This window comes from Rhizobacter sp., assembly GCF_031412075.1.
Lineage (GTDB): Bacteria > Pseudomonadota > Gammaproteobacteria > Burkholderiales > Burkholderiaceae_C > Rhizobacter.
The window spans coordinates 1-10,426 of the sequence record NZ_JANOCG010000506.1 but is presented as its reverse complement, the minus strand read 5'-3'; the positions used below and the strand labels follow the sequence as shown (position 1 = coordinate 10,426).

The window sequence follows — 10,426 nt, the reverse complement described above, 5'->3', positions numbered from 1 at the left end:
GGCTGGCGCGGCGCATCGGCATCGTTGCGTTGCTCGCTTTTCAGCCGACCCCAGCCATGGTATTGGCCTGCCCAGGCAAGCTGCCCTTGAACGTCGGTGAGTTCCCTGGGCACGCCCACCTGGTCGCAGTGGTAGTAGTAGAGCTTTGGCGCGGTGGCTTTTCCGCCGGCGCGCTTCGCGACCGCCTCGGCCAGCGGCACGAAGCTGTCGGGCTCGTACATGAAGGTGGTTTCGAGGCCTTCACACTGCTCTTGCAGCAGGCGGTCGCGATCCCAGACGAACCACGTGGTGCCCTCGTCATTGCGCTTGGCGATGCGCCGGCCAAAAGCATCGTAGAGGTAGTGGGTGGTACGGGCGCCGAGCGGGCCTGTGGTGGTGGAAGAGGCCAGGCGGTGGTCGTCGTTCCATGCCAGTTGGATCACCGTGCCGGTTGCACTGCGCTTTTCGACCATGCGGCCGTGCGCGTCGTAGCGGTAGCCGAGTCCTTCAAGGCTTGTCACGCGGTTGTCGGTGACCACCGCGGAAGGGCTGTTGGCTGGCACGCGGTTTTCTGCCGGGTCATAGGCAAACCGTTCGTCGTTGAAGCGCGTGAGCCTGTCGGCGGCGTCGTAGGCATAACTGAGCTGCCGGCTGCCTTCGAGCGTCGCTACCAGCCTGCCAGCCGGGTCGTACTGGAACTGGCGATCAATCAGTGCTGGATCATTGCCTAGCGCAGCGCTGGCCTGCTGTTGCAGCAAACGGCCGCCGGCGCCGTAACGCCGGGTGCTGGTCAAGACCCCTTGAGAGCGGCTCAGCTCACGGTGCAATGCATCGCGCTCGAAGTCGGTGACGGGTGCCTGGCCGAGGCTGATCTGGTGGGCATTGCCGCAGCCGTAGTAGAGCGTGTTGATCGCACTGCCATCGGGCAAGGTGGTGCTCAGCTTGTTGCCCAAGGGGTCGAAGGTGTGCGCGACGGTGTAGCTGTGTTCGCCGGCAACCACGTGTTCTTCGATCCGGCGGCCGGCCTTGTCGTAGGCCATGCGCACATTGACGGGCGGGTTCTCGGTGCGAGCAGCGATGCGTTGACCCGCAGCGTCGTATTCAAAGCTGGCGCGAGCGCCTCCTACGCTGGCGCGCATCAGCAGCCGGCCGAGCGGGTCGCGTGCATAGCGGAAAACGATCTGTTCGGGTGTGCCAGGCTGCTCGATGGTTTCGATCAGGTGGCCGGCACGGTTGTACTTGAAGCGTGCCTGGGTGCCATCGAAACGGGTTTCATCGATCAGACGATCAAGCGCGTCGTACCTGAAGGTGTAGCTGGCCTTGTTCTCGTTGACGAGTTCGATCAGTCGGCGCCCGCGGTCGTAGCGGTACTGCACCACGTGCCCCAGTGCGTCGGTCCTCTGTGCCTCCAGGCCATCGGGTTCGTAGCGGAATTCTCTACGGCGGTTGGCGCCTTCAATGATGGCCGTGGGCCGCCCGGCGAGGTCGTTCTCATAACGTTCTTCGGTACCGTCTGCCGAGACTTGGCGAATCAGGTGGCCAGCCGAGTCGTAGTCGAACTGGGTTTGTTCGCCGAGCGCATTGATGCTTGCGATGAGCAGGCCATTGGCATCGTAGGTATAGCGGGTGACGTTGCCCGAGCAGTCGCTGTATTGAGTCAGCTGTCCTTGCTCGCTGTAGGCACGGCGCGTGATGCCGCCATTGGCATTGATCACCGCGACAACCTGGCCGCGCTCGTCGTATTCGAACCTTGTTTCAGCGCCGCAGGGGTCGATCTCCGCCACTCGGTTTCCTCGCGCGTCGTATTCGAACACCGTGGTGCGCTTGAGCGGGTCAATGATGGCCACCAGCACGGGGAGTTCGGGGTGCCATTCGAGGGTGGTGACAGCGCCGTCAGGCGCACGCACTTCAATCGGGTTGCCGCGCTCGTCGAAGCTGGTCTCGGTGACTTGCTCGGCGCGGTCTATCAAGGCGCGTATGTTGCCGTGTCTGTCGAGGCCCAGGCGCGATACCTGTCCGAGCGGGTCGGTGATACCGAGCAGGCGCTTGCCGGCATCGAAGTGGTAGAGCGTGGTGCGGCCGTCCTGGTCGGTGACGGCAGTGTGATTGGCGGCGTAGCTGAAGGACCAACTGCGCCCGACGTTGTCCCAGTGGCGAATCACGCGCGGTTGGGCCATATCGATCGAGTACTCATACTCGGCTTCGAAGGTACCGGCGATCACATGCTTTCGCATCAACCGCTCGGCGGTGTAGTCGAAGCTGCGTACGCATTTGTGGGCGCGATTGAAAACCTGACACAGATCACCACCCGGCCCGGTGAAGTGGTAGCGCACCAGCAACACGCGCTGCACCGCGCCAACACTTTCGCGTAACTCCGTGATCGCGGTGAGACGACCGTCTTCGAAAGCCAGTTCCAGGGCTTGCCCGCCGCTGCAGGTCGCATAGACCAGCCCTTCATCGGTGCGGCTGTGGTCGAGGTGGAGTGTGTTGCCGTTGCGGTCCGTGACGGCGGCCAGCAGATAGACGGCTTGCTTGCGGTCGGTGAACCACTTCGTGAGGCCGTCAGGGCTTGCCAGCCTGTACTGGCCAGCAGCTGTGCGCGACAGCGTGAGCTTGTCTTTGGGTGAGAAGTACGAACCGCCAGGTTCCAGTGAATCGAAAGCGGTACGGCGGCCGAAATGGTCAACGAACTCGATGAGTTCGACCTGGCTGCCACTCGGATCGGCGATGGCTTCGAGCCTGGCTTCGAACGGCGAACCCCAGCCACGCCCGAACCAGCCCACGGCTGCATTGCTTGACAGGTAGTACCGCTGCCATTGCAGGGCCATCGGACCGAAGAGGGTGAAGTCGAGGTCTTCGACGCCCGCGAGCACCTTGGCGCCCAGCACCGGGTTCACCGGGGAACCTATGCTGCACGAAGAACCCACGGGGCATGATTCGGCGGCCCCATCTGGCGGCGCGGGTTGCATGGCGTCCATGTGGGCCATGGGTGGTGAGTTGCCCGGCTGCGACGCATGGTTGTGTGTGGTCAGGTCGAGGTGGCGAACCACGTTCTCACCTTCGATTTTCACGTCCATGGACCATGCGTTGAAGAAGACCTTGCCCGTATTCTTGGAGGTCAGCAGGCCTTTCTTGGGGGCGGCACCGGCTTCGTCGCCAGAGCTTTTCTTGAAGCTCGACTTGTTCTTGAGCATGACCTCCTTGCCCGACACCTTGACCGTAGATGAGCCATCGGTGGTGTCCGATGCCATGCCGGTGTTGGGATAGGGAATGGGCACACCGGGCGGGGTGGCTGGCGTTTGCGGCGGCGTCATGCAGACATCGGGAAAGGCGCAGATCGTCTTGCCACTGCCGGCTTTGCACGACACCTCCATCATGTTGGCGAAGACCTGATTGCTCATTTCAAGTCTCCTGTCCACGACAAGATGGCTGCTGCACGCCGCTCGGCATCATTGCCGGCATGCAGCAAGATCCGCGGCCCTTTCGCGTAGCCTTTGCGGCAAGCCATGAAGGCATTGGCGATCATGGCAGTGCCTGCGGCGGCGCCCACCTCGCCAATTCCTTCGGCCGGGTGCCACAGATCAAACTCGGGCTTGGTTTTGCGCATGCTGCGCGCGAGCGCGAGTGCGGCTTCCTTGAAAAAATATTGCTCGCCAGAGAGGTCGGTGATGCGGAAGTCGGTTTCGTGCATCTCGCATTCAGCTTCTTGCAGGGCCTGCTTGATGGCGGCAGTGAGCCCCTCTGCGCGCATGGGCTCGCCGCTGCTCAACGGCGCAGGCTCCAGCCCGAGCCCCATGCCCACGCACTGGAGTTCGCCGGGCGCGTGCGATGGCCGGCCAACCAGCAATGCTCCGGCCGCTTCGCCGGGCATGAAACCATTCGAGTTGTGCTGGGCCAACAAGCGGCTCCGGTCGCCATAGGCGACGAGCGTGGGCCAGACCAACATGCTGTCAGTGGCCGCGACGAGCACATGCGGCACGCCTTGTTCGTGAATCAGCCGGCGTGCCTGAATCAGTGCCATCAGCGCACTCGGGCGCCCCATGCTGACGATCGCCGAGTGTGTCGGATGGAAGTTGATTCCGAGATGTTTCTCCAGATCGGTGAAGAGGCGATCGTCGAGCCCTTCCAGGCGTCCCGGCCGCTCGCGCTCGGCCACGCACAGCAGCAGCGGTACGCCTCGCTGCCCAGAAGCAGGCAAGGGCTCCAGGCATTCGATGATGGCCAGGGCCGCCATCTGAACCAGGCGGTCCAGGCCGTGAGCGGACGAGGGCAGCGCCACCTGATGCGCCATGATCCACTCGCCATCGACACCCATGAAGCGGCTGGGCGTTGGGTTGGTCACGCTGGCTCTCAGTGCGGCGCAGGTGGTGGGTGTGGTCAGGCCAATGCTGCTCACCAGGCCGGTGTTTTGAATGACGATCTGATCGACGGGCATGGCGTGTTACTCAGGCGGTGATGGCTGAAGGCACGGCAGCATCTGCCACTGGAACGGGAAAGACCGTCTCTTCGCTCTTTTGCCACCACTCGCGGCCCTTCTTGCCCACCTGCACCCTGGCGATCTCGAACATGTTGTGCCGCAGTGGACGAGCGACGCGCCAGGTCAGGCTGAACCGTTGGGCGTCAGGTTCGATCAGCAGCGTGTCGAGGGTGGCGGTGTAGTTCTCACGCGGACCCTTCTTGGGAAATATGGACACCGGTGCCACCAACTGCGGCACCTTGAAGCGGGTCAGCCCCTCGGGGGTCAGGTGGGTGAGGGTGACGTCGGCGCCGCCTTCAAAAAACCCCAGCGGTACCTGTTGATCGGTTGCTGCGGCCTGGAAATACTGTTCGTCGAAATCGGGTGGTAAGAATGGAAAGTGATTTTCCATCCATGCTTCGTCGTAGGTGCCAGCCAAGCTGGCACGTGGGTGCCAGCCGCGACCGACGGGGCCAAATGCCATGGGTCGGTAGTCACCATGGGGATCGACCACGGTGCGACCGGGCTCTTCGATGTTTGGCAAAGGCTTGCCGTCCATCCAAGCCTTTTTCAGTTGCTTGTGAAAGCCGCGGCCTGCGGGGTTGAGCAAGTAGGCCGCGTGCTGTCCTGGGTCATCGTGGAAAAGATCGACACCCCCGAAGGCATGGTCGTATGAAATGGCCTGCTGTAGAAATTGTGCCGGAGAAGTGGCGCGCAAGGTGGTGACGCCGCAATCCCATTGCCGAGGGCCCACCACGGCCACGTGCTTGCTCCAGCTGCCAACGCGCAACCCGCATTCGAGCCGTGTGGTTGGGCGGCCATCGGGTGCATAGGCACTGCCGTTGAGAAGAATGTCGCAGCGTGGCTTCCGCGGTGCGAAATCCACTTCTTGCAACGGGGCAGACAGGCCTGGCTCACCCGTGAATGTATCGGCCACAACGAGAGGTGCTTGCTCCGGGTGAAGCGCAAAATGCCCCGCGGGCTCATTGGCAGCGGGAATGCGAAACGTGCCCTTCACGACGATCACGAGCAGTTCGCGCCCGCTGGGCTCGAGGCTCGTACTGCATGCCGCCATCATGCGGGTCGCGTTAATAAGCTCCATGTGGTGCTGGCCTAGTTGAGTTGCACCGAACCACCCTTGATGCGGTTGACGCCACTCGATCGGCTGGAGATGTAGCGTCCCTGAATGAGCACCTTGCCGGCCTTGGTGAGAGTGATGCTCGCTTCGCCACAACGCAACACCAACTGCTCTTTGGCTGTCACGAACATGCGCTGGCCATCGGTGTCGACTTCCACCTGATTTTCCACTTCAGCCGAGGTCACTCCCCCAAGCGCCCGCAACACGCCCATCACAATGGGTCGCGAGGCGTCGTCGTTCTCGAACATCAGCACAACGGCCCGCCCCACATGCACCCCATGAAGGTCAAGAACGCTTCGTGCACGCAACGCGGCTGAGCCCGGCTGCGATGGATAGATCACAAGAGGAGTCTCGCCGTCGTCCGACAGGCCGACCAATTCGCCGACTGTCACTGACGGTGGCTGCTCGGCACGCGCCGCGACGGATCTCGCCGTCAGCAGGGTTTGCAAGGCATCAGGGACGCTTGTCTCAAGAGCCGTTTGGATCGGGATGGCGACCGCCGCGTGCAGATCTTGTTCATTCATCTCTGTGGCACTCATGAATCTTGTTCAGTTCTGAAGGATCTTCGAGCCCTTCATCACGATGTCGCTGCTGGCCTTGGCGTTGATCTTGCCGGAGCCTTCGATCGTGATGTCTTTGCCCTTGATGGTGATGGTTCCGTCTTTTTTCATTGTGATGCTGGCGCTGCCGGTCGTGAGCGAGATCGAATCCGCCGCGGTGATGACGAGGTTCTTGCCGACGTTGAGCTTGTCGTCTGCACCGACCGAGGTGGTGCGCGCCTTGGCCACCGACGTGGTCTGTGCCCCACCCACCGTCAGGCCTCGGTCTGCCCCGATGGTGTTGTCTTGCTTTGCGCCCACGCTGGTGGATTGCGCTGCGCCAACCGTGATCGATTGATTGGCCCCGACGCTGACCGTCTGTGCCGCACCGACGGTGATGGACTGCGCCGCACCGATTGCCACCTCTTGCGCGGCGCCAATGGCGATGGTCTCGTTGATGCCCACCGTGTGCGTGCGCTGCAGCGCCACCGTCGCCGTTTCACTCTTGCTGACCGTGATGCTGCGGTTGCCGCCGATGGAGATGGTCTCGTTGGCGCCCACCGCCTCCGTGCGGTTCACGGCGATGGTGATGTCTTCGTTGCTGCCAACAGTCTCGGTGCGGTTGCTGCCGATGTCGATGGTCTCGTTGCTGCCGACGCTCTCCGTGCGGTTGACGCCGATCGTGATGGTCTCGTTGTTGTCGACCGTCTCCGTCCGGTCATGCTTCACATGCACCGTTTCATCATGGTCGATCGTCTTCGTGCGGTCGTGCCCGACCGAGTGCGTCTCGTCGTTCTCGACCTCGATGTCCTGGTTCTTCTCAGCATGGATCCAGAGCTGCTCCGCCCCGGCCTTGTCTTCGAAACGGATCGCATTGGCATTGCCGTACCCACCGCCCTTGGACGAACGCGTGAGGATGCCGCTTTGCGTGGCGTTGGCCGGCAAGTCCCACGGCGGCATCTGCTCGGCGTTGTAGACACGGCCGGTGATCAGCGGTTGGTCGGGGTCACCTTCCAGAAAGCCCACCACCACCTCCTGCCCGATGCGCGGGATGTGAATGGCACCGAAGTTCTTGCCGGCCCAGGGGTGCGACACACGCACCCAGCAGGAGCTCTTGTCGTTCTTTTTCCCGTAACGGTCCCAGTGGAACTGCACCTTCACGCGGCCGTATTTGTCGGTGAAGATCTCTTCGCCGCCGGGGCCCACCACCATGGCCGTCTGCGGGCCGTGCACCACCGGCTTGCGGGTGCGGCGCTCGGGGCGGAACTGCTGGTCTGACGGGATGGCGGTGAAGTCGCAACGCAAGGCGCTGCTGGCGGTCGAGCCCGATTCGGTGGCGTCGGTCTGCGCGTGCAGGCTGATGCCGGTGATGAGGTACTCGATGTTCTGATCTTCGCGCGGGTGGTTGGTCAGCGACAGCAAGCGGCCCACTTCGATGCCGTGACCGTTGGAGTCGCCCTGCAGCACCATCGCGCGGGTGTGCATCTCGTCGACACGGTCTTCAGAAAATTGGGTGCCGTCAGCGGCCTGGGTGTAGTCGCCCTGGTAATCGAATACCTCGTAGTCAGACAGCTCGTGCTTGCGTGCCTTGGTCTTGTCAACCTTGAGGTCGGTGGACGGGCGCTCGAAGTCGTAGCTGCGCAAGGTGACCTGACCCGGGATGACCGAGCTCGAAAAGCGCCAGGCCGACACCAGCTCCTGGTCGGGTGGCGCGTCGGAGCCGCCTTCGTAGAAAGGCAGTGACTCGCAGGTGGGCGACGCGTCGTGCGCGCTTTGGGAGTCGACCAGCACCAGCTTGTGTTCGCCATCGGCGTGCTCGAAGTACCAGTAGATGCCTTCGTGCTCGAGCAGGCGCGCCACGAAGTCGAAGTCGCTCTCGCGGTATTGCACGCAATAGGTCCACTTGCGGTAGCTGCGAAAGAGCTTGAATTCGAAGTTGGCGACGCTGTGGTCGTCGAACACCTTCTTGACGATGTCGGGCACCGTCATCTCTTGAAAGATGCGGCAGTCGAAAGTTTGCTTGAGGAACCACAGCCACGGCCGCACGATGGCCTGGTAGGTGTAGTCACTGCCGCGGTGGCCGGTCTGCGAAAAGCGCGTCACGTAGCCGTGCAGGTAGCGCTTGGCGTCGTCGCGCAACTCCATGGTCACGGTAACGGGCTGGCCGAGCAGGTCGCCCGGGTGCAGGCTTTCCTTGCGGCTCACCATGTTCAGGCGCGCTTCGCCGAGCGTGCTCAGGCCTTGCGTCATGCTGATCGACGCAAAGCGCAGATCTTCGGCGGGCAAGGGCGAGGTGAGGCTGATCGGTTGCGGCATACGTGAGAACCAGTGGCTGCGCATGACTCATGCAGTGGGGCGAACAATAGGCCCGGCCCTCGAGGCGGTAAAGCGACCAAAGTCAATGCCGGGCAGGCCGGGGCGCCACTAAGCTGTAAGCAGCAGTCGCCAAGGGCCGCTTTTTTTGCGCGGGCGAAACGGAGGGTTCAACCCATGCTGGTATGTGTCGATGGAACGGGAGCTTCAGACAGGGCGGAGTACGCGCGCATCTTTGCGCGCAGTTTCGTGAACCGGGTCAAGAACGAGCACTTGCGCGCGCACCCTCACCCCGATCCGCCGCCCATCCACCATCGCGGCCCGGGCGCCGACTTCACGGACGGTGTGATGGGCGGGTTCGGTGGCGAGCACCATGTCGACCCGGAGTTCATCGTCCAGGAGATCATTGAGGTTCGGCGCCGCATCAACGACGATGTGGATGCCATTCCTGCCTGGTCCCTGGGCACGCCGGCCTCGACCTGGTCGCCCGAAGAGACGGCCCAGTTGCAGCTCATCGAGCAACGGCGCCAGCTCTTCATGGTGGGCCACAGCCGGGGTGCTGCCATCGTCATCCATGCGGCACGCCTGCTCATCCGCCATGGCATCACGGTGGACGCCATGTTCCTGTTTGACGCGGTGGCTCGCAACATGTCTCTGGACGCCGAGGTCATCCCGTCCAACGTGCGCTGCTGTTATCACGCCATGCGAGACCCGGCCGGCAACAGCCGCGGTTCATTCGGCAACTGCGGCACGTCAGCAGAGCTGCCAGTGGACTTACAACCCCGGCCCATGCGCCGCTTCTTCACCACGCATGGCGCCATGGGCGGCACTCCCTGGGGGCGCGACCCCGATCACATGTCGAGCTCCGGCACCTTCATCGCCGAAGGCGACCCGATGGGTTCCACCGTCATCACGCCCGAAGCCGAGCTGCGTGGCATGAACGAAGTTGAAAACTGGATGTGGCCGCACCTGCGGCGCCACGGCGTGGTGCCGTGATCAGCGCAGTCGCGCCGCCACCAGCCAGCCGATCACCGGCTTGCCGGCTTCGGAGCGCAGCTGCTCCTGGCGCAGCACCAGCTCTTGCAGGCCTGCGGCGGCCAGCGCGGCGCTCAGATAGTCACGCTGATGGGCGTAGCGCCCGTGCGGTTGCAGGTGGTAGGACTGACCGTCTTGGGCCAGCCAGGCTTCGACCGTGAACACCAGATGCCCGTTTGGTCGCAGGGCCTGCGCCGCAACCTGCAAGGCCTCGCCCAGCTCGCCGAAGTAGCACAGCGTGTCGGCGCAGATGAGCGCGTCCCAGCGCGCCGGGTGGGCGCGCATGTGCGCCACCAGCTCGGCGTGGTGCAGGTCGTCGTAGACGTGGCGGCGCTCGGCCTTGTCGAGCATGCCTTGCGACAGGTCACAGCCGCTCAGGTCGCGCGCCCAGTCGCGCACCATCGGCCCGCACAGGCCGGTGCCGCAGCCCAGGTCGTGGATGTCGAACTGCCGCGCCGGCGGCGGCAGCAGCTCGCGCAGCAGATCGGCGACCAATTGCGGCGCGCGGTAGCCCAATGCCGAGAGGTTGGCATCGAAGGTGGCGGCGAAGGCGTCGAAGGTGCGCTCCACATAGGCGTCGCTCGCGCGCTCGGGCACCGCGCCGCCGGAGCAGGCGGCCAGGTGATGCTTGATCACCGGGTTGTCGGGGTCGGTGGCCAGCCATTCGCGGTAAAGCTGGGCGGCCTCGTCGAGCCGGCCCAGTTGCACCAGCGCCTTGGGCACCGCGTTGCGCGCCTGCAGGTGGCGCGGCCACAGCACGATGGCGCGGCTGTGGGCGGTCAGGCCTTCGTCGACACGGCCTTGCTCCAGCAGCGTGAGCGACAGGTTGTACCAGGCTTGGGCGAATTCGGGGTTCACCTCGAGCGCCTTGCGGCACAGCGCCTCCGACTCGGCGTGTTCGCCGCGCTTGCGCAGCATGGTGGCCAGGTTGTTGAGCGCGTCGATGTTGTCGGGCTTGAGCGCGAG

The 10,426-nt window shown here is 63.6% G+C and carries 7 protein-coding genes; 1 reads left to right on the top strand and 6 read right to left on the bottom strand.

Translation table 11 applies throughout. The features are described from left to right. From RMO40_RS18735 to RMO40_RS18715, 5 genes are all read right to left on the bottom strand, one after another. A partial coding sequence (locus RMO40_RS18735; RefSeq protein ID WP_309724621.1) for a PAAR-like domain-containing protein occupies positions 1 to 3,380 on the bottom strand: 3,380 nt, incomplete at its 3' end. Next, positions 3,377 to 4,414, bottom strand: a complete 1,038-nt coding sequence (locus tag RMO40_RS18730) for a hypothetical protein (protein ID WP_309724618.1) — start codon at positions 4,412 to 4,414, stop codon at positions 3,377 to 3,379. The genes RMO40_RS18730 and RMO40_RS18735, both read right to left, overlap by 4 nt. Positions 4,415 to 4,424: 10 nt before the next feature. Then, complete coding sequence (locus tag RMO40_RS18725; protein ID WP_309724616.1) at positions 4,425 to 5,537, bottom strand: DUF2169 domain-containing protein; 1,113 nt, start codon at positions 5,535 to 5,537, stop codon at positions 4,425 to 4,427. An 11-nt stretch (positions 5,538 to 5,548) separates the two neighbouring features. Next, entirely contained in the window at positions 5,549 to 6,112 is a 564-nt protein-coding gene (locus RMO40_RS18720) for a DUF6484 domain-containing protein (protein WP_309724614.1), read from the bottom strand. A gap of 9 nt (positions 6,113 to 6,121) precedes the next feature. Further along, positions 6,122 to 8,428, bottom strand: a complete 2,307-nt coding sequence (locus RMO40_RS18715) for a type VI secretion system tip protein TssI/VgrG (RefSeq protein ID WP_309724611.1) — start codon at positions 8,426 to 8,428, stop codon at positions 6,122 to 6,124. A 270-nt stretch (positions 8,429 to 8,698) separates the two neighbouring features. On the opposite strand from RMO40_RS18715, the gene RMO40_RS18710 reads away from it, so the two are divergent. Beyond that, complete coding sequence (locus RMO40_RS18710) at positions 8,699 to 9,421, top strand: alpha/beta fold hydrolase (RefSeq protein ID WP_309724609.1); 723 nt, start codon at positions 8,699 to 8,701, stop codon at positions 9,419 to 9,421. Here RMO40_RS18710 and RMO40_RS18705 read toward each other — a convergent pair. Next, on the bottom strand, positions 9,422 to 10,426 hold a 1,005-nt coding region (locus RMO40_RS18705; RefSeq protein ID WP_309724605.1), incomplete at its 5' end, for a tetratricopeptide repeat protein. It abuts the gene before it with no gap.